Annotated in this window: 26 protein-coding genes and 1 pseudogene; 17 read left to right on the top strand and 10 right to left on the bottom strand. The window is 64.1% G+C overall.

Features of this window, described 5'->3' with window-relative positions:
* The first annotated feature begins 98 nt into the window (after positions 1–98).
* The 4 genes from dctP to ABZE94_RS04625 are packed head-to-tail and all read left to right on the top strand — an operon-like array spanning position 99 to position 4,625.
* Positions 99–1,148 carry a TRAP transporter substrate-binding protein DctP gene (dctP, locus tag ABZE94_RS04640; protein WP_372874360.1) on the top strand — a complete coding sequence of 350 codons (1,050 nt, stop codon included), beginning with the start codon at positions 99–101 and terminating at the stop codon, positions 1,146–1,148.
* Between the two features lie 52 nt (positions 1,149–1,200).
* Positions 1,201–1,707 carry a TRAP transporter small permease subunit gene (locus ABZE94_RS04635; RefSeq protein WP_372874359.1) on the top strand — a complete coding sequence of 169 codons (507 nt, stop codon included), beginning with the start codon at positions 1,201–1,203 and terminating at the stop codon, positions 1,705–1,707.
* Positions 1,708–1,710: 3 nt separating this feature from the next.
* The gene (locus tag ABZE94_RS04630) at positions 1,711–3,018 is read left to right on the top strand and encodes a TRAP transporter large permease subunit (protein WP_372874358.1); all 1,308 of its coding nucleotides are present in this window, start codon (positions 1,711–1,713) and stop codon (positions 3,016–3,018) included.
* Between the two features lie 23 nt (positions 3,019–3,041).
* Positions 3,042–4,625, top strand: coding sequence for an aldehyde dehydrogenase (NADP(+)) (locus ABZE94_RS04625; protein ID WP_372874357.1), 1,584 nt, complete (start codon positions 3,042–3,044; stop codon positions 4,623–4,625).
* Positions 4,626–4,909: 284 nt separating this feature from the next.
* On the opposite strand, the gene ABZE94_RS04620 is transcribed toward ABZE94_RS04625, so the two are convergent.
* The 3 genes and pseudogenes from ABZE94_RS04620 to ABZE94_RS04610 form a co-directional block, all read right to left on the bottom strand.
* Positions 4,910–5,917, bottom strand: coding sequence for an Ldh family oxidoreductase (locus ABZE94_RS04620; protein ID WP_372874356.1), 1,008 nt, complete (start codon positions 5,915–5,917; stop codon positions 4,910–4,912).
* Positions 5,918–6,141: 224 nt separating this feature from the next.
* Positions 6,142–6,311, bottom strand: a pseudogene (locus ABZE94_RS04615) (WbuC family cupin fold metalloprotein); the annotation flags it as partial.
* Positions 6,312–6,322: 11 nt separating this feature from the next.
* Complete coding sequence (locus ABZE94_RS04610; RefSeq protein ID WP_372874355.1) at positions 6,323–6,880, bottom strand: hypoxanthine-guanine phosphoribosyltransferase; 558 nt, start codon at positions 6,878–6,880, stop codon at positions 6,323–6,325.
* A gap of 239 nt (positions 6,881–7,119) precedes the next feature.
* Here ABZE94_RS04610 and upp point away from each other — a divergent pair, with 239 nt between their 5' ends.
* Positions 7,120–7,758, top strand: coding sequence for a uracil phosphoribosyltransferase (gene upp / locus ABZE94_RS04605; protein WP_372874354.1), 639 nt, complete (start codon positions 7,120–7,122; stop codon positions 7,756–7,758).
* Between the two features lie 177 nt (positions 7,759–7,935).
* Here the strand turns inward: upp and ABZE94_RS04600 are convergent, their stop codons facing one another.
* The 3 genes from ABZE94_RS04600 to ABZE94_RS04590 form a co-directional block, all read right to left on the bottom strand.
* Positions 7,936–9,267 carry a spinster family MFS transporter gene (locus tag ABZE94_RS04600; protein WP_372874353.1) on the bottom strand — a complete coding sequence of 444 codons (1,332 nt, stop codon included), beginning with the start codon at positions 9,265–9,267 and terminating at the stop codon, positions 7,936–7,938.
* A gap of 231 nt (positions 9,268–9,498) precedes the next feature.
* A complete protein-coding gene (gene hemH, locus ABZE94_RS04595; protein WP_372874352.1) occupies positions 9,499–10,521 on the bottom strand; it encodes a ferrochelatase in 1,023 nt (340 codons plus the stop codon).
* A gap of 12 nt (positions 10,522–10,533) precedes the next feature.
* Complete coding sequence (locus ABZE94_RS04590; RefSeq protein WP_372874351.1) at positions 10,534–11,439, bottom strand: TIGR01777 family oxidoreductase; 906 nt, start codon at positions 11,437–11,439, stop codon at positions 10,534–10,536.
* A 525-nt stretch (positions 11,440–11,964) separates the two neighbouring features.
* On the opposite strand from ABZE94_RS04590, the gene ABZE94_RS04585 reads away from it, so the two are divergent.
* From ABZE94_RS04585 to ABZE94_RS04530, 12 genes are all read left to right on the top strand, one after another.
* Entirely contained in the window at positions 11,965–12,951 is a 987-nt protein-coding gene (locus ABZE94_RS04585; protein ID WP_372874350.1) for an NAD(P)/FAD-dependent oxidoreductase, read from the top strand.
* Positions 12,948–13,193: a TIGR02450 family Trp-rich protein gene (locus ABZE94_RS04580; RefSeq protein ID WP_372874349.1), complete on the top strand. Its 246-nt coding sequence runs from the start codon at positions 12,948–12,950 to the stop codon at positions 13,191–13,193. Before ABZE94_RS04585 ends, ABZE94_RS04580 begins: the two co-directional genes overlap by 4 nt.
* Positions 13,194–13,436: 243 nt before the next feature.
* Positions 13,437–14,405 carry a YbgA family protein gene (locus tag ABZE94_RS04575; protein ID WP_372874348.1) on the top strand — a complete coding sequence of 323 codons (969 nt, stop codon included), beginning with the start codon at positions 13,437–13,439 and terminating at the stop codon, positions 14,403–14,405.
* A 2-nt stretch (positions 14,406–14,407) separates the two neighbouring features.
* Positions 14,408–15,358 (top strand): MerR family transcriptional regulator, encoded by a 951-nt coding sequence (locus tag ABZE94_RS04570; RefSeq protein WP_372874347.1) that lies wholly within the window; start codon positions 14,408–14,410, stop codon positions 15,356–15,358.
* Complete coding sequence (gene phrB, locus ABZE94_RS04565) at positions 15,355–16,797, top strand: deoxyribodipyrimidine photo-lyase (RefSeq protein WP_372874346.1); 1,443 nt, start codon at positions 15,355–15,357, stop codon at positions 16,795–16,797. Before ABZE94_RS04570 ends, phrB begins: the two co-directional genes overlap by 4 nt.
* Positions 16,798–16,799: 2 nt before the next feature.
* Positions 16,800–17,222 carry a nuclear transport factor 2 family protein gene (locus ABZE94_RS04560; RefSeq protein WP_372874345.1) on the top strand — a complete coding sequence of 141 codons (423 nt, stop codon included), beginning with the start codon at positions 16,800–16,802 and terminating at the stop codon, positions 17,220–17,222.
* Positions 17,219–17,977 carry an SDR family NAD(P)-dependent oxidoreductase gene (locus tag ABZE94_RS04555; protein ID WP_372874344.1) on the top strand — a complete coding sequence of 253 codons (759 nt, stop codon included), beginning with the start codon at positions 17,219–17,221 and terminating at the stop codon, positions 17,975–17,977. Before ABZE94_RS04560 ends, ABZE94_RS04555 begins: the two co-directional genes overlap by 4 nt.
* Positions 17,974–19,221, top strand: coding sequence for an NAD(P)/FAD-dependent oxidoreductase (locus ABZE94_RS04550; RefSeq protein ID WP_372874343.1), 1,248 nt, complete (start codon positions 17,974–17,976; stop codon positions 19,219–19,221). Before ABZE94_RS04555 ends, ABZE94_RS04550 begins: the two co-directional genes overlap by 4 nt.
* Positions 19,221–20,033 (top strand): DUF1365 domain-containing protein, encoded by an 813-nt coding sequence (locus tag ABZE94_RS04545; RefSeq protein WP_372874342.1) that lies wholly within the window; start codon positions 19,221–19,223, stop codon positions 20,031–20,033. The genes ABZE94_RS04550 and ABZE94_RS04545 overlap by 1 nt, the downstream gene beginning before the upstream one ends.
* Positions 20,020–21,294, top strand: coding sequence for a class I SAM-dependent methyltransferase (locus ABZE94_RS04540; protein WP_372874341.1), 1,275 nt, complete (start codon positions 20,020–20,022; stop codon positions 21,292–21,294). Before ABZE94_RS04545 ends, ABZE94_RS04540 begins: the two co-directional genes overlap by 14 nt.
* Positions 21,287–21,814 carry a DUF2878 domain-containing protein gene (locus tag ABZE94_RS04535; protein WP_372874340.1) on the top strand — a complete coding sequence of 176 codons (528 nt, stop codon included), beginning with the start codon at positions 21,287–21,289 and terminating at the stop codon, positions 21,812–21,814. Before ABZE94_RS04540 ends, ABZE94_RS04535 begins: the two co-directional genes overlap by 8 nt.
* 114 nt (positions 21,815–21,928) lie before the next feature.
* Complete coding sequence (locus ABZE94_RS04530; RefSeq protein WP_372874339.1) at positions 21,929–22,246, top strand: YkgJ family cysteine cluster protein; 318 nt, start codon at positions 21,929–21,931, stop codon at positions 22,244–22,246.
* Positions 22,247–22,307: 61 nt separating this feature from the next.
* Here ABZE94_RS04530 and ABZE94_RS04525 read toward each other — a convergent pair whose 3' ends face one another.
* The 4 genes from ABZE94_RS04525 to prmC form a co-directional block, all read right to left on the bottom strand.
* Positions 22,308–22,823 carry an acyloxyacyl hydrolase gene (locus ABZE94_RS04525; protein WP_372874338.1) on the bottom strand — a complete coding sequence of 172 codons (516 nt, stop codon included), beginning with the start codon at positions 22,821–22,823 and terminating at the stop codon, positions 22,308–22,310.
* 113 nt (positions 22,824–22,936) lie between these two features.
* A complete protein-coding gene (gene murI / locus ABZE94_RS04520) occupies positions 22,937–23,725 on the bottom strand; it encodes a glutamate racemase (RefSeq protein ID WP_372874337.1) in 789 nt (262 codons plus the stop codon).
* The gene (locus ABZE94_RS04515; RefSeq protein ID WP_372874336.1) at positions 23,715–24,476 is read right to left on the bottom strand and encodes a molybdopterin-synthase adenylyltransferase MoeB; all 762 of its coding nucleotides are present in this window, start codon (positions 24,474–24,476) and stop codon (positions 23,715–23,717) included. Before ABZE94_RS04515 ends, murI begins: the two co-directional genes overlap by 11 nt.
* 80 nt (positions 24,477–24,556) lie before the next feature.
* Positions 24,557–25,310: peptide chain release factor N(5)-glutamine methyltransferase (gene prmC, locus ABZE94_RS04510; protein WP_372874335.1), on the bottom strand; the 754-nt coding region annotated here is incomplete at its 5' end.

Here is a 25,310-nt window from a genome sequence, read left to right as displayed (position 1 = left end):
AGCCTGCCGGGATTTTTTAGCGGCTGCGTCATTCGCCAGGAACAGAGTGGACAGTCCGCGTTCGGCCTGAGCCACCGACAACGAATAAGGGGCCTCACATGATCCGCAAAGCCAATCTCTTCGCCACACTTGGGCTGGCGCTGTGCTGTGCCAGCAGCCAGGCCGCCGACTACAGCTACAGCGTGCCGACCTCGGTACCTGAAGGCAGTTTCTTCTTCGAAAATTTCCTCGTGCGCTTCTCCAAGAACGCCGCCCTGCTGACCGACAACCAGGTAAAAATCCGCCCAATTGGCGCCGGCGTGATCGTGCCCCCGCTGCAGGTCTATGAGTCGGTGCAGAACGGCGTACTCCAAGCCGGTCACTCGACCCCGACTTACCTGGTCAATCAAGACCCCTTGAATAACGTCTTCGCCAGCTTCCCGGGCGGCATGTCAGGTGAAGAAACACTCGCCTGGCTGTATGAAGGCAACGGCTTGCAAGCACTGCAAGCGTTCCGCGAAAAAGAGATGGGCCTGCACAGCATGGTCGTCGGCGTGGGCAGCAGTGAAATCCTCGCCCACTCGAACAAAAAGATCACCTCGCTGGAGGACTTCAAAGGCCTCAAGTACCGCACAGCGGGTGCCTGGGCCGAAGTGATCAAACAAGTCGGAGCCGCACCGACGGTGGTACCGCCTGGCGAGATTTACACCCTGCTGCAACGTAAAGGGGTCGATGCCATTGAGTGGGCCACGCCCGGTGCCAACCTGTCGGAAGGTTTCCATGAAGTGGCGCCCTTCATCCTGACGCCGGGGGTGCACCAGCCATCGTTCGTCTGGGAGTTTTTCATGAAGGTCGAGACCTGGAATGCCATGGACAAAGCCACTCAGCAAAAACTCGAAGCCGCCGCCAAGCTCACCACCATGCAGGGCTATCTGCACTTCCTGGATGCCGATATGCAGGCGATGCAGGCCTACAAGAACGCCGGTGTCGAGATCGTTCAGCTGGATAAAGCCGTGATTGAGCAACTGGCCAAGATGGGCCAGCAGTTGATGGCCGACAAGATCAAGCAGCGCCCGGCTGGCAAGACCGACGCGCAAGCCATTCTCGACGATTACAACGGCTACCTGCAGCGTTGGTCGCAGAACTCGTCCTACCTCTACAGACATTGATGACCGACCTGTCCGGGCACGCCGCTGACGGCTGCCCGGAGCTGGAGCGCCTATGAAGAGCAAATGGTACAACTGGCCGGCCTCGAGCCTGCTCGGCGTCGCCGTGGCAATGGCGGCACTACTGGTGCTGGCGATGATCTACGAGGTCTTCGCGCGCTACGTACTGAATGCCCCCACCCTGTGGGCCTTCGACATCTCCTACATGCTCAACGGTGCGATGTTCATCCTTGGCTGCGCCTATGCGCTCAAGGAAGAAGCCCATGTGCGCATCGACTTTCTGACGAACTCGCTCAAGCCCGTGTGGCAGCGCAGGCTGAATGCCTTGTTCTACCTGTTCGTTCTCACCCCGGCACTGGCCGGCCTGACCTGGATCGCACTCAAGCGCACGCTGCACGCCTTCAGCAGTGGTGAGGTTGAGCACGTCAGCCCTTGGGCACCGTTGATGTGGCCCTTCTATAGCGCACTGGCCATTGGCCTGGCGGCGCTGACCTTTCAGGTGATTGTCGATGCATGGCTATTTGTTGCCAATCGCAAAGATCCCGGCCACAAGGAAGTTTGATTGATGGACTACCTCCCGCTGTTGATGTTTGCCCTGTTGTTTCTGTTCATTTTCATGGGCATTCCCGTCTCCTTCTCGTTGATCAGCGTGTCGTTCTTTTGCGGCATGCTGATTTTCGGGGAAAACATTTCCCAGCAAATGTACGGCTCGCTGCTCCAGGCTTCGACCAACTTCACCCTGTCGGCTATTCCATTATTCGTGATGATGGGCGCCGTGCTGGAAAGAAGCGGGCTGGCCAAGCGCTTGTACAACGCCCTGCAGCTCTGGCTTGGCGGTTTTTCCGGTGGTCTGGCCATCTCCACCATGCTGATGTGCGGCATTTTCGCCGCCAGCTCAGGGATTGTCGGAGCAGTGGAAATTGTCGTCGGCATGATGGCGATTCCGGCGATGAGCAAATACAAGTACGACAAATCGCTGATCTCGGGAACCATCTGCGCAGGCGGTTCACTGGGGACGATTATTCCGCCCTCGGTGATCGTCGTGGTGTATGCCTCGATGGCGCAGTTGTCGATTGGTCAGTTGTTCGCCGCCACCCTGATTCCCGGGCTACTCATGCTCGGCTTGTTCCTGCTCTACATCATCATCGTGTGCTGGTTGAAACCCTCGCTGGCGCCGGTGGTGCCCGAGATGAAAGCGACCCCACTGAGTGAAAAACTGCGGGTCACGCTCAAGGGACTGATCCCTCCATTTCTGCTGATTTTTGCAGTGCTTGGTTCCATGCTGATGGGCATCGCCTCGCCGACCGAATCCGCGGCGTTGGGCGCATTTGGCGCGGTGCTGTTGGCATTGTGCTTCCGTGAGCTGAGCTGGCAGCGCCTGTGGGATGCGCTGGTCACCACCATCAAAATTACCGCGATGATCATGCTCATCGTAGTCGGCGGCACCATGTTCACCGCCATCTTTGCCGCCAGCGGTGGCGGCTGGATGCTCTCGAGCTTCATGCAGGACCTGGGCCTCGGCTCGTATGCGCTGATCATGGTGCTGATGCTGATCGTGCTGCTGGCCGGCATGGTGCTCGACTGGATCTCGATCGTGCTGATCTTCGTGCCGATCTTCACCCCGCTGATCAAGGCCGCCGGGATCGATCCGATCTGGTTCGCGGTGATGTTTATGGTGGTGATCCAGACCGCCTACCTGACCCCGCCGCTGGCGCCGTCGATCTTCTACCTCAAGTCCATCGCCCCCGCCGACATCGGTTACCGCCACATGTACCGGGGCGTAGTGCCGTTCATCCTGATTCAGTTGTTGCTGTTCCTGATCATCCTGGCCATCCCGAGCCTCGCCACCTGGCTGCCAGGAAAACTGTTCTGACACTCACTCTGCCGGAGTCCCGCATGCTTAATCTTGTTGGCCACAACTACATCGGCGGCGCTCGCAGCGCTGCCGGTCAAGACACCCAGACCAGCTTCGACGCCTGCACAGGCGAAGCCCTGCCCTACCGCTTCAGCCAGGCCACGGCGGCTGAAGTTGATGCCGCCGCGCAAGCCGCGGCGGAGGCGTATGGACAGTTTCGCAGTCTGCCGGCGAGCCGCCGCGCCGAGTTTCTCGAGGCCATCGCCGACGAAATAGATGCCCTGGGCGAGGACTTCGTTGCCCTGGTCTGTCGCGAAACCGCCCTGCCGGCCGCGCGTATCCAAGGCGAACGGGGCCGCACCAGCGGGCAGATGCGTCTGTTCGCCAGGGTATTACGCCGCGGCGACTTCTACGGCGCACGCATCGATGGCGCCCTGCCCGAGCGCCAGCCGCTGCCGCGCCCGGATGTGCGTCAGTACAACATTGGCGTCGGCCCGGTCGCAGTGTTTGGCGCCAGCAACTTTCCGCTGGCCTTCTCCACCGCCGGCGGCGACACCGCCGCAGCGCTGGCGGCAGGTTGCCCGGTGGTATTCAAGGCGCACAGCGGCCACATGGCCACGGCCGAGTGCGTGGCCGATGCGATCATCCGCGCCGCCGAAAAAGCCGCCATGCCCGCCGGCGTGTTCAACATGATCTATGGCAATGGTGTGGGTGCCGACCTGGTCAAGCACCCACTGATTCAAGCCGTCGGCTTTACCGGTTCCCTCAAGGGCGGCCGGGCGCTGTGCGACATGGCCGCCGCTCGTCCGCAGCCGATCCCGGTGTTCGCCGAGATGTCCAGCATCAACCCGGTGCTGCTGCTGCCGACCGCCCTGCAACAGCGCGGCAGCAAAATTGCCAGCGAACTGAGTGCGTCCGTGGTTCTTGGCTGTGGCCAGTTCTGCACCAACCCGGGCCTGATCATTGCGCTTCGCTCGGCTGAATTCAGCGCATTCCTGCAAGAATTCAGCGCCCAGATGGCCGCACAGCCGGCGCAGACCATGCTCAATGCCGGCACCCTCGACAGTTACCGGCGCGGCCTCGACCGCCTCCTTGCGCACCCTGGCATCGAACATCTGGCAGGCACCCGGCAAACCGCGAGCAAAGCCCAGCCGCAGCTGTTCCAAGCGGATGTGAGCTTGCTGCTGAATGGCGACCAACTGCTCCAGGAAGAAGTTTTCGGCCCGACCACCATTGTGGTCGAAGTGGCGGACAAGACCGAACTGCTGGCAGCTCTGCGCGGTTTACACGGACAGCTGACCGCCACCCTGATCGCCGAGAATGAAGACCTCGCGCCCTTCGCTGACGTACTGGCGCTGCTTGAACAGAAGGTCGGCCGGGTGTTGTTCAACGGCTACCCAACGGGTGTGGAGGTGTGTGACGCGATGGTGCATGGCGGCCCTTACCCTGCCACCTCGGACTCACGCGGCACCTCGGTGGGCAGCCTTGCCATCAACCGTTTTCTACGGCCGCTGTGCTACCAGAACTGTCCTGATCAATTGCTCCCGCAAGCCCTGCAAAACGCCAACCCACTGGGCATCGCCCGTCTGGTGGATGGTCTGAGCACGCGGAAACCCCTGACCTGATGGGTGTTGGCTAGGCCCAGGAGTTGCTGCCTTGCCCCGGCTCGACGAGCCGGGGCTTTTTTCTGGCTATGTCCCAAGCATGTGCTGGGCGCAGCTCTTGTAGGGGGGTTAGCGGCGCAGGGCAGGTAGCTGAAACCAACTGCGCAATCGGCGCGCCGTGTAACCCACCAAGCGGCAATCGGCTTGCTCATCATGGTGGGTTACGGCGCCACTGGCCGGCAACAGCTATAGCCCTGCACCAGGCGCCTAACCCACCCGGATCTGATGCACCCGAACAGCCGTGACTAGTCGGCAATCAGCGCCTTGAGATCGTCATACAAGGCCTGGGGAATCTGCACGCCCTGCTCGGCGCTGCGCGCTCGGGCCTCGTAGCGGCGCTGCGATGGCAGGCGCGCACCTTGGCACTGGATACTCTCGAACAGCGCCTCGGCTCGGGCCAGATGCTCATCGGCGGCATCACCGAGAAAGCGCCGTGGATCAAGCACCACGATCAGCTCACCGTGATAGGGCGATGACTTGCTGCCCGCGTCATAAGCCAGTGATTCGGCACTGGTCAGATCACCAATCAGCGGGCCGGCAATCAGCTCCACCATCGCCGCCAGCGCTGAGCCTTTGTGCCCGCCAAAGGTCAGCATGGCGCCGTTCATGACCGCCTCGGCATCCGTGCTCGACTGACCATGCGGGTCGATCCCCCAGCCCAGCGGAATGGGCTTGCCCGCACGCCGATGCAGCTCAATCTCACCACGGGCAATCGCACTGGTGGCGAAATCAAAAATAAATGGGTTGTGCCCGGCACGTGGCCAACCGAAGGCAATGGGATTGGTACCGAACACCGGCTTGCTGCCACCTGCCGGTGCCACCCAGGCATGGCTTGGGGTGAAGGCGAATGCCACCAGACCGGCCTCGGTAAGCGCCTCGATCTCGACCCATAATGCCGAGAAGTGCACACAGCGATTAATCGCCAGCGCGGCTATCCCGCACTGCCTGGCCTTTTCCACCAGTACCGGCAAGCCAGCCTGAAACGCCAGCTGAGAAAAGCCACCTCTGGCATCCACCCGAACCAGCGCCGGGGCCTGATCGATGACCTCCGGTTCGGCGTCCGCCACGACCTTGCCTGCCTTGAGCGAGCTGACGCAGCCGAGCACCCGATACAGGCCATGGGAGGCGCAGCCATCACGCTCCCCCGCCAGCACCGTGGCGGTCACCGCCTGTACATGGGACTCGCTGAAGCCGTTGCTGCGCAAGATGTCCTGCGCCAGCTCGCGCGCCTGTTCCAGAGTCAATCGAATCACGGCCAGCCTCCTCTAAATAACCAGTGGCTAGAGTGGCGCCTAGGACCTAAAGCGGCTTGACCTCTTTACCCGGACAAAGTGACGAATTCGGCACAACAGTGCTCAGGCGCACTGCCCACGCATCCAGGCGAGATAGTCGGCGACCTCCGCGTCGCCCTCGCTCGGCGCCCAGGCGCCCGCGCTCCTTCGCCGCCCGGAGCGTTCCACGTGCTGGTGGTGCTGGCCGCCGAGAGATGACGGTGCGGCGGAAATAGGTATCAGGCTGCAAGACCACGGCCATGCGGTGACAAGGCTCTCCCATCTGGCGGAAGTTATGGAGCTGACGCTGACGCGGGTTGGCCGCGGCCTTCCCGGCCAGTTCGGCAAACAGGGCCTGATCGAGAAAGCACGGCACGCTGAAAGCGTTTACAGGCCCTTGACCGCATAGATCCCGGCCGCATTGCGCCAGTAGCCCTTGTAATCCATGCCGTAGCCGAAGATGTAACGGTCGATGCACGGCAGGCCGACGTAATCGGCTTTCAGGTCCGGGCGCGCCTTGCGCTGGTGATCCTTGTCGATCAGCACCGCGGTATGCACCGCGCTGGCGCCGGCATGGCGGCAGAAGTCGACGATAGCGCCCAGGGTGTGCCCTTCGTCGAGGATGTCGTCGACGATCAGCACGTCGCGGTCGATAAAGGAGATTTCCGGCTTGGCCTTCCAGAACAGCTCGCCGCCGCTGGTTTCGTTGCGATAACGGGTGGCGTGCAGGTAGGACAGCTCCAACGGGAAGTCGAGCTTGGGCAGCAACTTGCCGGAGAAGATCAGGCCGCCGTTCATCACGCAGAACACCACCGGGTTGCGCTCGGCCATCTCGCCGTTGATCGCCGCGGCGACCTGGTCGATGGCCGCTTCCACTTCGGCTTCCGTGTACAGGCAATCGGCTTCCAGCATGACTTGGCGAATGTGGGCGAGATCGACGGGCATGGTCTTTCCTCTATGGGTGGACGAACGCTGCAAGGCACAGAAAATTGATCGAAGCGTCAGAATAAAAGCCGGCAAAGGTACCCACCTGTCCCCGGCGGAGCAAGCCTTTGCGGACAAAGCGCCGGCGATACGCCGCAATCGGCGACAATGTCTGCAAGCCGCGCGCGTCTGCGCCCCAGCAACGCCAAGCCAATGCTAATCTAATCGCATTTTTTGCCTGCCCCGCCGGAGAACCCATCATGCCCATCCTCGAGATCCGCCACCCGCTGATTCGCCACAAGCTCGGCCTGATGCGTCGCGCCGATATCAGCACGAAGAACTTCCGCGAACTGGCCCAGGAAGTCGGTGCCCTGCTGACCTACGAAGCGACCAAGGATCTGCCCTTGGAAAATTACGAGATCCAGGGTTGGGCTGGCACCGTGCAGGTGGAAAAGATCTCCGGCAAGAAGATCACAGTGGTACCGATCCTGCGCGCCGGCATCGGCATGCTCGACGGTGTGCTCAGCCTGATTCCCGGGGCCAAGGTCAGCGCCGTGGGCGTGGCGCGCAACGAGCAGACCCTGCAGGCGCACACCTACCTGGAAAAACTGGTGCCGGAGATCGACGAGCGCCTGGCGATGATCATAGACCCGATGCTCGCCACCGGCGGCTCCATGGTCGCCACCATCGACCTGCTGAAGAAGGCTGGCTGCAAGGAGATCCGCGCCATGGTGCTGGTCGCCGCGCCCGAAGGGATCAAGGCGGTGGCCGATGCCCACCCCGAGGTGATGATCTTCACCGCCTCGATCGACCAGCGCCTGAACGAGCACGGCTACATCATTCCCGGCCTGGGCGATGCCGGTGACAAGATCTTCGGCACCAAGCAGAAGGACGGCTGAGCAGGCGGGCTGCGGTCAGATAACCGGGATTGGCGGTAGGGCCGAAGCAGCGCGCATGCGGCTAACCCGGCCTACAGATCGCCAATGCATCAGCTTGTAGCCCGGATAGACCTTGGAACGCGGTGCAGCGATCCCGGATTGCGCTGACGCTTATTCAGGCTACGAAGCTAAAAGAACTCAGGCAGACTTGGCCGCCCACTGCTGCAGGCGCACCACGCTGTCCCGGTAGGGCTTGAGGCTCATGCTCAGCAGCACGACGGAGCTGAACACGGCCAGACTGGTGACGATCAGCAGCGAGTAACGCAGCGCCAGGTCGTCGCCGAAGACATAATCGGTCACCAGCGCCACCGCCGTCGGGCCGATGCCCAGGCCGATCAGGGTGATGACGAACAGGTAGATCGCCGAGGCCTGGCCGCGCATCGAGTTGGGCATGATCTCCTGAATCGCCGCCGGCGCCACGCCGAACGGCATGCTCAGGAAGAACACCGCCGGGGCGGTCAGAATCGCCGCCCAGAGCGCGGTCTCCATCAACGGGAAGGCCAGCACGAAGGGCACGGCGCCTAGGGCGGCATAGAGGCCGACACGCATATTGGCGTCGCTGCTGCCGCGCCTGGCCATCCAGTCGGCCAGACGCCCACCGAAGACGATGCCCAGGCAACCGAACACCGCCACTATGCTGCCGTAGACGATGCCGACCTGGCCGGCATCCCAGCCGTAGGTGCGGATGAAGAAGGTTGGAATCCAGGCCGCGCTGCCGTAGCCGGCGAACGCCAGGCCGGCGAAGCCGAAGTTATGGCAGAGCACGGTGCGCTTGTTGGCGCGGATATAACGGCCGACATCCGCCAGCGGCACCGCGACGCCGGCACCGGCGCCGCGCCTGGCCGGTTCCTTGACCGCCAGCATGAGCAGGGTGAAGAGCACCCCGGCGGCGCCCAGGGCGAGGAAAATCAGCTGCCAGGGCCGCACTTCGCCCACCACCGGCAGCAACACATCGCCCTGGGCCGAGGCCAGCTTGATGACCAGGCCGCCGAACAGAAAGGCCAGACCCGAACCCAGATAGACCCCCATCGAGTAGACGCTGATGGCGGTGGCGCGGCGCGCGGCGGGAAAGCTGTCGGCGATCAGCGAATAGGCCGCCGGCGACAAGGCCGCCTCGCCGACACCGACGCCGATGCGGCAGATCAGGAACTGCCAGTACAGCCTGGCCAGGCCGCAGGCGGCGGTGGCCGCACTCCAGAACAGGATGCCGATGGCGATCAGGCCGCGCCTGCTCCTGGTATCGGCCAGACGTCCCAGCGGGATACCGCATACGGTGTAGAACAGGGCGAAGGACAAGCCCATCAACAGGCTCATCTGGGTGTCGCTGATCATCAGGTCGCGGCGGATGGGGGCGACCAGCAGGTTGAGGATCTGCCGGTCGACGAACGACAGCACGTAGGCCACCATCAGGATGGCGACGGTCGACCAGGCGCGGACACTGGAGGGATAGCCGTTATTGTTGTTGGACACTGGCGGTCTCCTCGGCACCGCTTACGCGATGCGCGACGGTTGAAAGTGCCGCCAGCTTAGGCCTATATGGCCCTTGTGGAGTATCGACTGAAGGCGTTATCAACCAGGCGAATGCAGCACATCCCTTCAAGCGAATGGACCGCCTGGCCAGGCATGCCCCGGATTACAGCCAGTGAAAAGCCAGGGACGGGCTGTCGGGAGGTCGCCCGTCCTGCGCGGCCAAGCCTGCTCTTAGAGCATCAGAGGCGCCCGCTCGCTGAGGGTCTTGAGCGCCGCCACCCAGCTCGGGTGATCGTTGAGGCAGGGCACCAGTTGCAGGCTTTCGCCACCGGCGGCCTGGAATTGCTCCCGGCCACGATCACCGATCTCCTCCAGGGTTTCGATGCAGTCGGCAACGAATGCCGGGCACATCACCAGCAGCTTCTTCACGCCCTGCCCGGCCAGCGCCTCGAGACGGCTTTCGGTATAGGGTTCGATCCACTTGTCCCGCCCCAGACGCGACTGGAAAGACACCGACCACTGCTCCGGGCGCAGGCCCATGCGCGCGGCAAAGGCGGCGGCGCTGCGCATGCATTGTGCGCGGTAGCAGGTCGCGAGCACTTGCGGCGGCGCCGTGTGGCAGCAATCGGGGCCCTTGAGGCAGTGCTTGCTGGGATCGAGCTTGCGCAGGTGGCGTTCCGGCAAGCCGTGAAAACTCAGCAACAGGTGGTCGAAGTCCTGCTTGAGGTAAGGCCTGGCGCTGTCGACCAGGGCGTCTATATATTCCGGCTGGTCATAGAAGGGCGCCAGGAGGGAGAAACGCATGTCCAGGTTAGCCGTGCGCACCACCCGCTTGGCTTCCTCGATCACCGTGGTGGTGGTGCTGTCGGCAAACTGCGGGTACAGCGGGGCCAAGGTCACCTGCTTGATGCCTTGCGCCGCCAGCCTATTGAGCACCGTCTCGATCGACGGCTCGCCGTAGCGCATCGCCAGCTCGACCGGACCCTGGGTCCACTTCGCCTTCATCGCCGTCTGCAGGCGCTTGCTCAACACCACCAGCGGCGAGCCGTCCTGCCACCAGATCGACGCATAGGCATGGGCCGAAGCTGCGGGACGCTTGAGCAGAATCAACGACACCAGCAAGCGCCGCAGCGGCCAGGGCAAGTCGACCACATAGGGGTCCATCAGAAATTGATTGAGATAGCGCCGTACATCAGCCACTTCGGTCGACGCCGGGGAACCCAGGTTGACCAGCAGCAAGGCGTGATTGCTCATGCAGAATCCTTATCAGTCAGTGTCGCCCAGCAGATCCGCCAGGGCCGTATCCAGATCGGTGAAACGAAAATGAAAGCCGGCCTCACTCAGGCGCACCGGCAAGGCACGCTGCCCCCCCAGCAGCAGGCCGGACAATTCGCCCAGACCGGCGCGCAACACCAAGGCCGGCACCGGCAATAGCACCGGCCGGTGCAGGGCACGGCCCAGCGCATGGGCAAACTCGGCATTGCGCACCGGGTTCGGGCTGCAGGCATTATAAGGACCGCTGGCCTGCTCCTGCTGCAAGAGAAAATCCATCAGGGCGATTTGATCGGCCAAATGTACCCACGACATCCATTGTCGACCATCGCCCAGACGCCCGCCCAGACCGAGTTTGAATGGCAACAACAGGCGCTTGAGAAAGCCCCCCTCACGAGCCAGCACCAAACCGGTACGCACCAGCACCACACGAATCCCCAAGGCTTCGGCGCGCTGCGCGGTTTCCTCCCAGGCGCCGCACAGTTGCGCGGCGAAATCCTCGCAGACCGGCGGCGTATCCTCGTGCAGCTCACGCTCGCCGCCATCGCCATACCAGCCCACCGCCGAACCGGACAGCAATACCCGCGGCCGCTCGGTGCGCCCCTGCAACCAGCTCAGCAACTGCTCGGTAAGGGTGATGCGACTGGCCCACAACAGGCTCTTGCGCTTGCTGGTCCAGGGCCGGTCGGCAATCGGCGCACCGGCCAGATTGACCACCGAGTCCAGCGGCTCAGCGCCCAGTTCTTCGAGCTGGCCGATGCCGCGCACCTGCGCCCCGCACAGCGCCGCAACCCGCTGCGGACTGCGGCTCCACACCGTCAGTTGGTGACCCTGCTGCGCCCAATGGCGACAAAGACCGCGACCGATCAAGCCGGTCCCGCCGGTCAGCAATATGTGCATGGCATCCTCCTCGCGTGGCGTTAGCCGATCCGATATCCGTCAGTCTGGTTTATCAGAGGCCAGCGTGCCTTTAATCCGGCTCAGGATTGTCTTTAATAAAGGGAAGCATGATTGAATTCGATAAGCGATGTACAAGAAAAATAATATTGTACATGCTTTGTCAAAGACGTAGCCTGACAGGCCGTTGAGAAACGCAGGCTAGGCAGCCGAGGCTAGGCAAAAGCAGGCGAAAAGCGCAGTTTAGGTAATGAGCATTCTGTTGGGACGCCTAGCCTGAGTTCGCACACGCATCTGTTTTTAACGACGCATCGGTAACGCAGATAGTTTTCCAACAGCCTGCCAAGCGAGGACGCCAAGTTAAGGTGAAGTCAGCCGAGGACGCGAGTTGCACATGAGCATTACTCGCGTCGCTCGCCCCAGGGGCCAGCCTCGGCCATCACTTCGCTTCGCTACGTTGCAACGCCGCATGGCTGAGCACAGTAGCCGTTCAACAGTCTGCGAGCGCTCCAAAGTAAGAGGTAGATTATGACCGCACCCATCGCCATCATCGGTACCGGCATCGCCGGTCTGTCGGCCGCCCAGGCCCTACATGCCGCCGGGCATGAGGTACAGTTGTTCGACAAAAGCCGTGGCAGCGGCGGCCGCATGGCCAGTAAACGCAGCGATGTCGGCTCGCTGGATCTGGGCGCCCAATACTTCACCGCCCGCGACCGCCGCTTCCTCGATGCGGTTCAACAATGGCAGGCCCGCGGCTGGGTCGCCGAATGGACGCCAAACCTCTATCACAGCCGCAACGGTCAACTCAGCGCCTCGCCGGACGAGCAGGTGCGCTGGGTCGGCAGCCCGCGCATGAGCGCCATAACCCGCGCCATGCTCGGCGCCTTGCCGGTGCATTTCTCCTGCCGGATCACCGAAGTGTTCCGCGGCAGGCAGCATTGGATCCTGCAAGACGCCGAAGGTCATAGCCACGGGCCTTTCAGCCATGTGGTGATCGCCGCCCCGGCGCCGCAAGCCAGCGCCCTGCTGGCCGCCGCCCCGAAACTCGCCGGTGCAGCCTCCAGCGTGGTCATGGAGCCGACCTGGGCAGTCGCCCTGGCCTTCGCCAACCCGCTGGACACCAAGGTCGACGGCTGCTTCGTCCAGGACAGCCCGCTCGACTGGCTGACGCGCAACCGCAGCAGACCCGGCCGCGACGGCAACCCGGATACCTGGGTGCTGCACGCCAGCAGCAGTTGGAGCAAACACCACCTGGACATGCCCAAGGAGACGGTCATCGAACACTTGCACGGCACCTTTGCCGAGCTGATCGACTGCGCCATGCCGGCACCCATCTTCAGCCTGGCGCACCGCTGGCTATACGCCCGCCCGGCCAGCGCCCACCAGTGGGGCTCGCTGGCCGATGCCAACCTGGGCCTCTATGCCTGCGGCGACTGGTGCCTGTCCGGCCGAGTCGAAGGTGCCTGGCTGAGCGGCCAGGACGCGGCACGCAAACTGCTCGCGCACCTGGAATGAGCGGGACAGCCCCCGAGGCGACGGCCAAGCACCGCCTCAACCCAGGCAAACTGCTGCTGTCGAAATGGACGGCGGTGCAGCCGAAAGACCGCGAAAAACACTTTCTGGTCAGCGAACTGTTCTGCGACGAACAGGGTCATGTGCTGCAGATCGAACTGCAGGCAGTGCTCAGCCAACGCTGCCAGCGTCTGGACTGGCGCGTTCTGGAAGATGCCATGAGCTGGCATATGGGCTGGAAGTAACACAGCCCCGATCGGCCTGCTGCTGCCGCGGCAGGTCGGCGCAAGAGCCCCCTCCCCCTCCTCGTTCACCCCCCATGCCCTCGAGCCGCCAACATCACCCAATGCGGCGACCACCACCTGCGGCCCAAAAAGAAACGATACGAAACCTGTACAAAATATTTGACTTGTACAACCACAGCCCTATGATGAACTCAAGTTGTACATTATTAATTTTATGTACAAGTAATCATCAGAGGTTGTGCCATGAACCCGTCCCACGTCGCCTCCGGCAAACCCAAACTCGCCATCAGCGCCTGCCTGCTGGGCGCTGAAGTGCGCTACAACGGCGGTCACAAGGAATCACGGCTGTGCAGCCGCACCCTCACCGAGTATTTCGATTTCGTCCCACTGTGCCCCGAAGTGGCGATTGGCCTGGGCACCCCGCGCGAACCCATCCGCCTGGTCGGTGACCCCGCCGCCCCCCGCGCGGTCGGCACCGTGCAGCGCGAGCGCGACCTCAGCGAACCGCTGGCCGCCTATGGCGTCCAGATGGCGGGAGAACTGGGCGATATCTGCGGTTACATCTTCATGCAGCAATCGCCGTCCTGTGGCCTGGAGCGGGTCAAGGTCTACCAGGACAACAGCCGCCCCAGCGAACCCAAGGGCCGCGGTATCTACGCCGAGGCATTCTGTGCCCGCCGCCCGGACCTGCCGGTGGAGGAAGATGGCCGGCTCAACGACCCCATCCTGCGCGAGAACTTCATCACCCGCGTTTACGCCTACGCGCAATGGCAACAACTGCTTCGCGATGGCCTGACCCGCAAGGCCCTGCTGGACTTCCACTCGCGCTACAAATACCTGCTGATGGCCACCCATCCCCTGCAATACAAGGCGCTCGGCCGCCTGCTCGGCAACCTGCACCAGCATGATCTGCGGGAATTGGCGCCGCGCTACTTCAGCGCGCTGATGGTGGCGTTGAAGAAGTGTGCGACCCGGCGCACCCACAGCAACACGCTGCAGCACCTCAGCGGTTACCTCAAGCAGGCCCTGAGCAGCGCAGACCGCCAGGAAATACAGCAGCTGATCGGCCAATATCGCAACGGCATAGTGCCGCTGGTGGTGCCCCTGACCCTGCTCAAGCATCACTTGCGCCACCACCCGGACAGCTACCTGGCCACGCAGGTGTACCTGCAACCCCATCCAGAAAACCTCAGCCTGCGTAATGCCCTATGAGCATGGACGACCTCACTCGGCATGACTCGCCCGCCGCTGGCGGCGACGACTACCAGCACGCACTGGCCAAGGGCTTGCTACCGATTCGCGACGTCGCCCGGCTGACCGGCGTGCACGCCGTGACCCTGCGCGCCTGGGAACGCCGCTACGGCCTGATCCTGCCGCACCGCACGCCCAAGGGCCATCGCCTCTACTCGGCCGAACATGTGGCGCAGGTCCAGACCATCCTCACCTGGCTCAACCGGGGGGTCCCGGTTGGCCAGGTCAAAGGCCTGCTGCACGCCAACCAGCCGGCGTTTGCCGAAGCCACCTCGCAGTGGGACGAGAAGTGCCAACACCTGCAAGAAGCCATCTGCAACCTGGCCGAACGGCGCCTGGACGAATGCTTCAACAGCGAGCTGGCGCTCTACCCGCCGCACACCCTGTGCAAACAGCTGCTGCTGCCCCTGCTCGATGCCCTGGAACTGCGCTGGCGCGGTCAGTTCGGCGCCCAGGCCGAACGGGTGTTTTTCTATTCCTGGCTACGCAGCAAGCTCGGCGCGCGGCTCTACCACAACAACCGCCAGCAGGGCGGCGCGCCGCTGCTGCTGGTCAATCTTTCCGACTTGCCGATGGAGCCGGGACTGTGGCTCACCGCCTGGCTGGCCAGCAGCGCCGGCGCGGCAGTAGAAGTCTTCGACTGGCCATTGCCGCCGGCGGAACTGGCCATGGCGATCGAACACATCCAGCCCAAGGCGCTGCTGCTGTATTCCAGCCAGGCGCTGAACAGCACGCACTGGCCACGCTTGCAGGCGGGCTACGCCTGCCCGTGTCTGGTCATCGGCCCGGCGGCGCACATTCATCATCAAGAGTTGCAGGCCATGGCCCGGCAGAACAACGCGCTGGGCATGGCGCCAGATCCGCTAAGCGCCCTGCACACTCTCTCCGCTCTCAACCTGCTGGATAGCCAATGAACACGCCACAACTGATATGGCTGCGCACCGACCTGCGTGTGCAGGACAACAGCGCCCTGGCCGCAGCCATGGCGGCCGGGCCAACGGTCGCCCTGTTCCTGCTCAGCCCCGGGCAATGGCAAGCCCACGACGATGCCCCGAGCAAGGTCGATTTCTGGCTGCGCAACCTGAGTGAGGTGACCCGCGAACTGGCCACCCTCAACGTGCCCCTGCTGGTGCGTCAGGCCGATGACTGGAGCGCCGCGCCGCAGGTGATCGCCGCGCTCTGCCAGCAGCTGCAGATTGGCAGCGTTCAGGTCAACGAGGAATACGGCGTGCACGAAAGTCGCCGCGACCAGGCCGTGGCCCAGGCTCTGGATGCACTCGGCATCAACTTTTACAGCCACCTTGATCAGCTATTGTTCAGGCCCGGCAGCGTGCTGACCAAGTCTGGTGGCTACTTCCAGGTCTACAGCCAGTTCCGCAAGGTCTGCTACCAGCGCCTGCACAGCGCCCTGCCCGCACTGATCAGGCGCCCGGCCGCACAGGCGCCGCTGCAGATCGCCAGCGACCCCATTCCCGTGGCGGTGCCGGGCTTTATCCCACCCACCGCCAGCCTGCGCCAGCTCTGGCCGGCTGGCGAGCAGCAAGCCCACAAGCGCCTGCTGGCCTTTGCCGACGAGCAGATCGACTACTACCAGAGTGAGCGCGACTTCCCGGGCAAACCCGGCACCAGCCGCTTGTCCGCCTACCTCGCCGCTGGCGTGCTGTCGCCACGCCAGTGCCTGCACGCCGCTCTGCAAGCCAATCAGGGCGAGTTCGACAGCGGCAATAGCGGCATCGTCACCTGGATCAACGAGCTGCTCTGGCGCGAGTTCTACAAACATATCCTGGTCGGCTACCCACGGGTGTCCATGCATCGCGCGTTCCGCCCGGAAACCGACGCCCTGGCCTGGCGCCAGGCACCCAACGAACTGGCCGCCTGGCAACAAGGCCGCACCGGCTTGCCGATCATCGATGCCGCGATGCGCCAGCTGCTCGCCACCGGCTGGATGCACAACCGCCTGCGCATGGTCGTGGCGATGTTCCTGACCAAGAACCTGCTGATCGACTGGCGCGAAGGCGAGCGCTTCTTCATGCGCCACCTGATTGATGGCGACCTGGCGGCCAACAATGGCGGCTGGCAGTGGAGCTCGTCCACCGGCACCGACTCGGCCCCCTACTTCCGCATCTTCAACCCGCTCAGCCAATCCCAGCGCTTCGACCCGGATGGCAGCTTTATCCGCCACTGGCTGCCGGAGTTGACCGGCTTGAACAACAAGGACATCCACAACCCGGCGGCCATGGGTGGCTTGTTCGGCGTGGCGGATTACCCGCGGCCGATCGTCGACCTTGGCAGCAGCCGCGCACGCGCCCTGGCAGCCTTCAAGCGCCTGCCGCATCTGGCGCCGGAGGCATAGGCATGAGCGACTTTCTGCGTCAATTCGCCCATTCCTTCGCCGCCCTGAACAAGGACAACCTCGAGCGCCTCGGCGAGCTGTACAGCGACGATGCGCTGCTGCGCGACCCCCTGCATGAGGTGCGCGGGCTGGCCAACCTGCAGCGCTATTTCGCCGAGCTGTACGCCAACGTCAGCGAACTGCGCTTCGATTTCTACGGTTTCGATCAGGTGCGCCCGGGCGAAGGTTACCTGCGCTGGACCATGAGCTACCGCCACCCGCGCCTGGCCGCCGGCCAACTGATCCGCGTGGAAGGCTGCTCGCACCTGCTATGGACCGACAAGGTTCATCAGCACCGTGATTTCTTCGACGCCGGCAGCCTGCTCTACGAGCATCTGCCAGTACTCGGCCAGGCCATCCGCTGGCTGAAAAGGAGACTGGCATGAGGCGCATCTGGCTCACCGGCGCCAGCAGCGGCATCGGTGCCGCCCTGGCCGAACTGCTGCTGCAACGCGGTCATCGCCTGGCGCTCAGTGCGCGTACGACTGAACCCCTGAACACCCTGGCCAAACGCTACCCGGGGCAGGTTCTGGTCGCCCCCGGCGATCTTAGCGACGCCGCCCAGGTACGGGCGATTGGCGAACGCATCGCTCAGGTATGGGGGGCGTTGGACACAGTGATCCTGAATGCCGGCACCTGCGAATACGTCGACGTGCAGAGCTTCGAGGCCGCGATGATCGAACGGGTGGTGCGCGCCAATCTGTTCTCGGCCAGCTACTGCATCGAAGCGGCGCTGCCGCTGCTGCGCCTGGGGCACAAGCCACACCTGGTCGGCATCGGCAGTTCGGTGACCTACCTGCCACTGCCGCGCGCCGAGGCCTACGGCGCCTCGAAGGCCGGCATGCGCTACCTGCTGGAGGCGTTGCGCATCGATCTTGCGGCCGAGGGCATCGCCGTCACCCTGGTCAGCCCCGGCTTCGTCGACACCCCGCTGACGCAGAAGAACGATTTCCCCATGCCGATGCGCTGGCCGGTGGACAAGGCCGCCCGGCATATCGTCGAGCGGCTGGAGCAGCGTCCGTTCGAGATCGCGTTTCCCGGGCCGTTCATCGCCATCCTGCGACTGCTGGCTCACCTGCCCAAACGCCTGCAAGTGGCCATCGGCACGCGCATGGCCCGAACGTCCGAGGACCGCGCATGAAAATCGCCATTATCGGCAGTGGTATCGCCGGCTTGACCAGCGCCTACCTGCTCAATCGCAACCATGCGATCACAGTGTTCGAGGCCGGCGACTGGGTCGGCGGCCATACCCATACGGTGGACATCGAAGTCGACGGCCGCGCGTATGCAATCGACACCGGTTTTATCGTGTTCAACGACTGGACCTACCCGAACTTCATCCGCCTGCTCGGTCAGCTCGGCGTCGGCTACAAAGCCACCGAGATGAGCTTCTCGGTGACTGATCCGCTCAGCGGCGTGGAATACAACGGCCACACCCTCAACAGCCTGTTCGCCCAACGCAGCAACCTGCTGTCACCAAAGTTCATCGGCATGCTGCGCGACATCCTGCGCTTCAACCGCGAGGCGCTGGACGACCTGCAGCAGCAGCGCATCGATGCTACCACCAGCCTTGGCGACTACCTCAAGCAGCGCGGCTACGGCGAGCGCTTCATCCAGCACTACATAGTGCCGATGGGCGCGGCGATCTGGTCGATGTCGCTGGCCGACATGCTCGGCTTCCCCCTGCAATTCTTCCTGCGTTTCTTCAACAATCACGGCCTGTTGTCGGTCAGCGAGCGTCCGCAGTGGTGTGTGGTCGAGGGTGGCTCGCGCAGCTATGTGGCGCCCTTGTGCTCCTCGTTCAAGCAGCACATTCACCTGAACTGTCCGGTACTACGGGTCGAGCGCGACGAACACGGCGTCACCGTGCATACCCGCGACAGCCACCAGCGTTTCGACAAGGTGGTGTTCGCCTGCCACAGCGACCAGGCCCTCAAGCTGCTCGCCACCCCCTCGCCGGCCGAGCAGGAAATCCTTGGCGCCCTGCCCTATGCCGACAACGATGTGGTGCTGCACAGCGACACCCGCCTGCTGCCCAAGCGCCGTCTGGCCTGGGCCAGCTGGAATTACCGCCTGGGCGGGCCGGCCCATCAGCCCGCCGCAGTGACCTACGATATGAATATTCTCCAGGGTATTCGAAGCGACACCACCTTCTGCGTCAGCCTGAATAAGACGGCGCTGATCGACCCGAGCAAGATCCTTGCGCGCTATCGCTACGCCCACCCGCAATACAGCCTGGCCGGCGTGGCCGCACAGGCACGCTGGGAAGAACTGCTCGGCGCCCGGCACAGTTATTTCTGCGGTGCCTACTGGGCCAACGGCTTCCATGAAGATGGCGTGGTCAGCGCCCTGCGCGTGGCGCGCGCCTTTGGCGAGGAGCTGTGATGAACAGCGCCCTGTACAGCGGCTGGGTGCAGCATCGGCGCTTCACCCCCAAAGCCCACAACTTCCGCTATCGCATGGGCCTGCTCTACCTGGACCTGGACGAGCAGCAGCAACTGTTCAACCTTTCGCCCCTGGCCGGCAATGGCCGCTGGGCGCCTTTCGCCTTTCGTGAAACCGACTACCTGCCGCAGTTCACCCGCGCCGGAATCAGCCTGAGCGATGCCGTGCGCCAGCGCGTCGGCGCCGCCCTGGGTCACAGGCCGCTGGGCTCGATCTGCCTGCTGACCCAGCCGCGCAGCTGGGGCCTGGCCTTCAATCCGGCGAGCTTCTTCTATTGCCATGACGCCGACGGCCGTCTGGAGGCGATCCTCTGCGAGGTGAGCAATACGCCCTGGCGCGAGCGCTATCACTACGTGCTACCGGCAGACGGCGAAGGCCATCAGCACTTCGCCGTGGCCAAGGCCTTTCACGTCTCGCCCTTTCTGCCACGTGAGCTGGAATACCGTATGGCCTTCAGCCCCGCCGGCGAACGCCTGGGCATCCATATGGCCGACTGGATGACTGACGAGCGGGGCGCGACCAAGGTGTTCGACGCCAGCCTAAGCCTGCAACGCAGCCCACTCGACCGCGCCAGCCTGCACGCCTACCTGCGCAGTTTTCCCTGGATGACCGGCAAGACCGTTGCGGCCATCTACTGGCAAGCCCTGCGCCTGCTGCTCAAGCGCACTCCCGTGTTCCCCCATCGCGCCGCGCAAGGTGAATTGCGCGTCGCTCGCCCAGTGTCGAAGGACGTGCCCCATGAAAAGCTCTAGCCTGTCATCCGCGAAAAACTCGGTGCGTGCCGGCAGCGGCATTGGCGCCAGCCTGCTGCGCCAAGCCGTCCTGCGCCAACTGGGCCAGTTGCGTCACGGTCACCTGCGACTCATCGACGGCAATGATTTTCTCGACTTCGGCGATGCCAATGCCAGTCTGCGCGCCGAGATCCGCGTGCTGGACGGCGCCCTCTGGGGCCTGGTCGCCGGCAACGGCTCGATCGGCGCCGGCGAGGCCTACATCCACGGCTACTGGAGTTCCCCCGACCTGACCGCGGTGATCCGCGTGTTCGCCAGCAACCTGGAGTTGCTGGACGCCATGGAACGCGGCCTGGCTCGACTCGGCCGGCCTTTCGTGCAGAGCCTGCACTGGCTCAATCGCAATACCCGCAAGGGTTCGCGGCGCAACATCGCCGCCCACTACGACCTCGGCAACCAGCTGTTCGAGCTGCTGCTTGATCCGACCATGATGTACTCTGCCGCCATGTTCGCCCGCCCCGACGACAGCCTGGAGCAGGCGCAACGGCACAAGCTCGAACGCATCTGCCAGAAACTCGCGCTCAAACCCAGCGATCACCTGCTGGAGATCGGCACCGGCTGGGGCAGCATGGCGATCCATGCCGCCACCCACTACGGTTGCCGGGTGACCACCACCACTCTGTCCCAGGAGCAGTACGCCTATACGGCGCAGCGGATCGCCGAACTCGGCCTGGGCGAGCGCATCACCCTGCTGCTGGAGGACTACCGCGACCTCAGCGGCCAGTACGACAAGCTGGTGTCGATCGAAATGATCGAAGCCGTCGGCCACCGCTTCCTGCCGACCTACTTCAAGCAGTGCGCGCAGCTGCTCAAAGCTGACGGGCTGATGCTGCTGCAAGCCATCACCATCCGCGACCAGCGCTACCAGCAGGCCAAGCGCAGCGTCGACTTCATCCAGCGCTATATCTTCCCCGGCGGCGCACTGCCCTCGGTGCACAAGATGCTCGAGATCATCACCGCCAAGACCGACATGAACCTGCACCACATGGAAGATTTCGGCCAGCACTATGCGCGCACCCTGCGCCTGTGGCACGCCAACCTGCAGCAGGCCCGGCACAAGCTCGAGCAACTGGGCTACGACGAGCACTTCTATCGGCTCTGGGAATTCTACCTGTGCTATTGCGAGGGCGGCTTCATCGAGCGCACCATCGGCACCGCGCAATTGCTGCTGGCCAAGCCGGCGGCGCACCCGCAACCCCTGCTAGGAAACTTCGATGCCTAAACTGATCGCCAACGCCCTCCTCTTTCAGCTCGGCTGGTTCGCCTGTGTGTTCGGCGGCGACGGCCTGTGGCTGCTGCTGGTCGCGGCGGCAGTGGCGGTGCACCTGCTGTGGGTCAGCAACTGGGCCGCCGAGGGCAAACTGCTGATCAGCGTATTTCTCGCCGGCAGCGCCCTGGACAGCTTCCTGCTCAACCTCGGGGTGTTCGACTTCGGCGAGCCGCGCAACCTGATCCCGCTGTGGCTGGCCCTGCTCTGGCTGCTGCTGGCCACCACGCTCAACCATTGCCTGGCCTGGAGCGCCCGCCCCTGGTGGCGCGCCAGCCTGCTCGGGGCCTGCGCCGGCCCGCTATCCTACTATGCCGGCGCGCAGATCGCCGGGGTCGGCCTGCCTTACGGCACCTGGCAGACCCTGCTCCTGCTCGCCGCGCTCTGGGCCCTGGTGTTGCCCGTGCTGCATGGGTTCGCCAGGCTCTACCGCAGCCAATACCAGCAAAGCGAGCGCGCGCGCCAATCGACCTAGGCGGCGCCAGTAGAATTAGCTTTGAGCCTTCATCGGTGCGCAGGGCGCATCCTGCAACCTGCTTTGGTCGGCCGGATACAATACGGCCCCACGCCTGGCGTACACTGCACCGCTATGACCGAGCCAACCCAGATCCCCCTCCGCCAGTTGCCCAGCGAAGCCGCCGTCAGTTGCTCGAACTGCGCCGCCTGCTGCTGCCAGCTGGAAGTCATGCTGATCACCGACACCGGGGTACCGCCGCGTTTCATCGCCACCGACGACTGGGGCGGTGAAGTCATGCATCGCCTGGACGATGGCTGGTGTGCGGCGCTGGATCGCAACAGCATGCGCTGCACCATCTACGAGGTGCGCCCGCTGATCTGCCGCGAATTCGAGACCGCCTCGGCCGAATGCCTGGACGAACGCCGCGGCATGACCAGCATCTATCGCTGATAGCGGGCTTGCTGCAGAAACAAAAAATCGGCCAGCAGGCCGATTTTTTCTTTGCCGCGCGCTAGAAGCTCAAACGGTAATGCAGGGTATAGGCCTCGGCGCCATTGTTCGGCTCCTTCAGCCCGGCATTGGAGTAGTGCAGCGCGCGCAGGCCGATTTCCTGACCGGCGAAGCGCAGACCAACGCCGAGGCGATCCTCGAACTGGAAGGACGAGCCCAGGTCGTTGCCTTCCAGCTCGGTGCTGCTGAAGAAGGCCAGGCCGACTCCAGCCTCGATGTAAGGCCGCACGTTGTCCCCGCTGAACTCATAGACGAACACCGGACTGAACGACAGGCTGTGGTTGCTCGCCGTCTTGTCGCCTTCCCAGTAGGTATAACCGGCATCCCAATAGCCACCCAGGTGGCCGGTAGAGCTTTCCATCCAGCGGTGGCTGAAGTCGACTTGAGCGCCGACCCGGTACACCATGGTCGACTCGTCGCTACTGCCCACTGCGAAGGTCACATCGGCGGCTTGCACCGCGCCAACCGCGCCCAGGGTCAAGGCCGCCAGCGCAGCCGCAGAAAACAGCTTGGTCATGGGAATATCCTTTTTCATCCGGTGGAAGGCGCTCCACCCTTCGCTGCTGGAAGTATAGAAATTTTTGTTCCTAGTGAAAGGCTGAACATAAATAAAAATGCAGCCTTGCCCAATCACAGCGCCCGCACCGGCGCCGACTCGCCCCACAGCCGCGGTAACACCGCCTGCATGCGCAGCGGTTCGGCGCTCGACCAGAAGCGCGCCGCCTGCGCCGGCCCGCCGGCCAACAACTGGCGCTCGCCGAGCCTGCGCTGCAGTTGCCGCGCCACCGCCGCGCCGGTGTCGATCAGGCTGACCGATGCGGGCAGCAGCTCGCGCAACAACGGTTTGATAAAGGGGTAATGGGTACAACCGAGGATCAGCGTGTCGCAGCCTTCGGCCAGCAGTGGCTGCACCCAGGCGCGCAGCATGTCGCGGGTCTGCGCGCCATCCAGCTCGCCGGCCTCGATACGCTCGACCAGGCCCGGGCAGGGCTGGGTAATCACCCGTACATCGCTGGCGAAACGGTCGAGCAAGGCGGCGAATTTCGCGCTTTTCAGGGTGCCGGTGGTGGCCAGCACACCAACCACCCCCGAGCGGGTCGCGGCGGCGGCCGGCTTGACCGCCGGCTCCATGCCGACGATCGGCAACTGCGGGTACAGCTCGCGCAACTCGGCGACGCCCGCCGCGGTCGCGGTGTTGCAGGCCAGCACCAGCGCCTTGGCGCCGTGCTCGAGGAGAAACCCGGCCAGCAACCGGCAGCGCTCGCGGATGAATTCCGGGCTCTTCTCGCCATAGGGCACATGGCCGCTGTCGGCTACATAGAGCAGCGATTCATTGGGCAGCAGCGCACGAATCTCTCCCAGCACCGACAGACCGCCGACGCCGGAATCGAACACGCCAATCGGCGCGTCATTGCACATGGCCAGCACCGCCACAGACGCTGCACGCCGGGTCACGCTTGACCCGCAGCTCACGAAAGCGCGAGCCCAGCGCATCGATCAGGAGCAAGCGGCCGACCAGCGGCTCACCGAACTGCGCCAGCACTTTCAGGGCTTCCAGGGCCTGCAGGCTACCGACCAAGCCCACCAGCGGGCCGACCACGCCGGCCTCGCTGCAGGTCAGTTCGGCTTCGCTGCCGTGACCGTACAGGCAGTGATAGCAGGGACTGTCGGCGCGCCGTGGGTCGAACACCGAGAGCTGCCCTTCCAGGCGAATCGCCGCGCCACTGACCAGCGGCTTGCGCGCCGCCACGCAGGCGGCGTTGACCGCCACGCGGGTGGCGAAGTTGTCCGAGCAGTCCAGCACCAGATCCACCGCGCCGACGGCCGCCGCCAGGGAATCGCCGTCCAGCGCCTGCCTATTAGTGTGCAGACGAAGCAGCGGATTGATCGCCAGCAGGCGCTGCGCGGCCGAGTCGACCTTGCTCTGGCCGATGCTCTGGGTGTCGTGGACGATCTGCCGCTGCAGGTTGGTCAGGTCGACCGTGTCGAAATCCGCCAGGTGCAATTCGCCAACCCCGGCCGCGGCCAGATACAGCGCCACCGGCGAGCCCAGCCCGCCCAGGCCGACGATCAGCGCGCGGCTGTGCTTGAGGCGCAACTGGCCGTCGATATCGATCTGTTGCACCAGGATCTGCCGGCTGTAGCGCAGCAATTCTTCGTCAGTCAGCATCGTTGCCTGCCTTTGTAGGCGCGGCCCAAGGCCGCGGAAAAATCACAGGGCGGCGCGGTCATGGACCGCGCCTACCAACATCATGCCCATTGCCCCAGGCTGATGCGTTCGTGGCCGCCCAGATCGCGGCGGCTCTGCACCGCGCTGAACCCGCGCGCGGCAAGCAGCCCGCGCACCGCGGCGGCCTGGTCGAAGCCGTGCTCCAGCAGCAGCCAGCCCGCCGCATCGAGATGGGCCGGCGCCTGTTCGATGATCAGGCGAATATCGTCCAGCCCATCGACCCCGGCAACCAGCGCACTGCTCGGCTCGAAGCGCAGATCGCCCTCGCCCAGATGATGATCGCCGGCGGCGATATAGGGCGGATTGCTGACGATCAGCTGATAGCGCTGGCAGGCCAGCGCCGCGAACCAGTGACTCTCGCAGAAACGCGCATTGGCCAGCTTGAGCCGTGCGCGGTTGCGCTCGGCCAGGGCCACCGCCTGCGGCACCCGATCGACGCCGGTCACCTGCCAGGCCGGCCGTTCGCTGGCCAGGGCCAGGGCAATCGCGCCGGTACCGGTGCCCAGGTCGAGCACCGCCGCAGGCGTGGGCGGAATCAGGGTCAATGCACTCTCCACCAGCAGCTCGGTGTCCGGCCGGGGAATCAGGGTGTGCGCGGCGACGTCCAGTTCCAGGCTCCAGAAACCCTGGCGACCGAGAATATGCGCCACCGGCTCGCCGGCCTGGCGCCGCGCCAGATCGGCGGCAAAACGTGCACCCTGTTCGGCGTCGACTTCACGCTCGGGCCAGGTGTGCAGGTAGCTGCGCGACTTGCCCAGGGCATGGGCGAGCAAC

Origin of the sequence: Pseudomonas sp. (assembly GCF_041601375.1) — a bacterium.
Taxonomy (GTDB): domain Bacteria; phylum Pseudomonadota; class Gammaproteobacteria; order Pseudomonadales; family Pseudomonadaceae; genus Aquipseudomonas.
Note: the sequence above shows the minus strand (reverse complement) of the source record. Positions and strands in the feature narration are given on the sequence as shown.

What these genes read in the sequence shown, in the direction of transcription:
- ABZE94_RS04555 (WP_372874344.1), top strand. Translation starts at nt 17,219, where the DNA reads ATGAGGCGCATCTGGCTCACCGGCGCCAGCAGCGGCATCGGTGCCGCC.
- ABZE94_RS04585 (WP_372874350.1), top strand. Translation starts at nt 11,965, where the DNA reads ATGACCGCACCCATCGCCATCATCGGTACCGGCATCGCCGGTCTGTCG.
- ABZE94_RS04525 (WP_372874338.1), bottom strand. Translation starts at nt 22,823, where the DNA reads ATGACCAAGCTGTTTTCTGCGGCTGCGCTGGCGGCCTTGACCCTGGGC.
- ABZE94_RS04610 (WP_372874355.1), bottom strand. Translation starts at nt 6,880, where the DNA reads ATGCCCGTCGATCTCGCCCACATTCGCCAAGTCATGCTGGAAGCCGAT.
- ABZE94_RS04560 (WP_372874345.1), top strand. Translation starts at nt 16,800, where the DNA reads ATGAGCGACTTTCTGCGTCAATTCGCCCATTCCTTCGCCGCCCTGAAC.
- hemH (WP_372874352.1), bottom strand. Translation starts at nt 10,521, where the DNA reads ATGAGCAATCACGCCTTGCTGCTGGTCAACCTGGGTTCCCCGGCGTCG.
- ABZE94_RS04530 (WP_372874339.1), top strand. Translation starts at nt 21,929, where the DNA reads ATGACCGAGCCAACCCAGATCCCCCTCCGCCAGTTGCCCAGCGAAGCC.
- ABZE94_RS04635 (WP_372874359.1), top strand. Translation starts at nt 1,201, where the DNA reads ATGAAGAGCAAATGGTACAACTGGCCGGCCTCGAGCCTGCTCGGCGTC.
- ABZE94_RS04575 (WP_372874348.1), top strand. Translation starts at nt 13,437, where the DNA reads ATGAACCCGTCCCACGTCGCCTCCGGCAAACCCAAACTCGCCATCAGC.
- ABZE94_RS04580 (WP_372874349.1), top strand. Translation starts at nt 12,948, where the DNA reads ATGAGCGGGACAGCCCCCGAGGCGACGGCCAAGCACCGCCTCAACCCA.
- dctP (WP_372874360.1), top strand. Translation starts at nt 99, where the DNA reads ATGATCCGCAAAGCCAATCTCTTCGCCACACTTGGGCTGGCGCTGTGC.
- ABZE94_RS04630 (WP_372874358.1), top strand. Translation starts at nt 1,711, where the DNA reads ATGGACTACCTCCCGCTGTTGATGTTTGCCCTGTTGTTTCTGTTCATT.
- ABZE94_RS04625 (WP_372874357.1), top strand. Translation starts at nt 3,042, where the DNA reads ATGCTTAATCTTGTTGGCCACAACTACATCGGCGGCGCTCGCAGCGCT.
- ABZE94_RS04540 (WP_372874341.1), top strand. Translation starts at nt 20,020, where the DNA reads ATGAAAAGCTCTAGCCTGTCATCCGCGAAAAACTCGGTGCGTGCCGGC.
- phrB (WP_372874346.1), top strand. Translation starts at nt 15,355, where the DNA reads ATGAACACGCCACAACTGATATGGCTGCGCACCGACCTGCGTGTGCAG.
- ABZE94_RS04550 (WP_372874343.1), top strand. Translation starts at nt 17,974, where the DNA reads ATGAAAATCGCCATTATCGGCAGTGGTATCGCCGGCTTGACCAGCGCC.
- ABZE94_RS04570 (WP_372874347.1), top strand. Translation starts at nt 14,408, where the DNA reads ATGGACGACCTCACTCGGCATGACTCGCCCGCCGCTGGCGGCGACGAC.
- ABZE94_RS04545 (WP_372874342.1), top strand. Translation starts at nt 19,221, where the DNA reads ATGAACAGCGCCCTGTACAGCGGCTGGGTGCAGCATCGGCGCTTCACC.
- ABZE94_RS04535 (WP_372874340.1), top strand. Translation starts at nt 21,287, where the DNA reads ATGCCTAAACTGATCGCCAACGCCCTCCTCTTTCAGCTCGGCTGGTTC.
- ABZE94_RS04515 (WP_372874336.1), bottom strand. Translation starts at nt 24,476, where the DNA reads ATGCTGACTGACGAAGAATTGCTGCGCTACAGCCGGCAGATCCTGGTG.
- ABZE94_RS04590 (WP_372874351.1), bottom strand. Translation starts at nt 11,439, where the DNA reads ATGCACATATTGCTGACCGGCGGGACCGGCTTGATCGGTCGCGGTCTT.
- murI (WP_372874337.1), bottom strand. Translation starts at nt 23,725, where the DNA reads ATGTGCAATGACGCGCCGATTGGCGTGTTCGATTCCGGCGTCGGCGGT.
- upp (WP_372874354.1), top strand. Translation starts at nt 7,120, where the DNA reads ATGCCCATCCTCGAGATCCGCCACCCGCTGATTCGCCACAAGCTCGGC.